Annotated in this window: 1 rRNA gene; it reads right to left on the minus strand. The window is 40.9% G+C overall.

The features are described 5' to 3' along the window. A 5S ribosomal RNA gene (gene rrf / locus PSH50_RS21170) occupies positions 1-79 on the minus strand; the annotation flags it as partial. Positions 80-254: the final 175 nt, after the last annotated feature.

Below are 254 nucleotides of genomic sequence, written 5' to 3' on the forward strand. Positions count from 1 at the left end.
CACTATCATCGGCGCTGTTTCGTTTCACTACTGAGTTCGGCATGGGGTCAGGTGGGTCCAAAACGCTATGGTTACCAAGCAAATTTGGTGTCAGTCCGTTTTCACGTACCAACTAAATTTGGAAAATTCTGATAATATTTTTTAAGTCTCAAGTATCTATCTACTTTAGCTATTAACTTCTGTCGCTTGTTTCTGTCACAAAACGCGTTTGGCGTTGTATGGTTAAGCCTCACGGGTAATTAGTACAAGTTAGC

This window comes from Pseudoalteromonas sp. Angola-7, from assembly GCF_028599255.1.
Lineage (GTDB): Bacteria > Pseudomonadota > Gammaproteobacteria > Enterobacterales > Alteromonadaceae > Pseudoalteromonas > Pseudoalteromonas atlantica.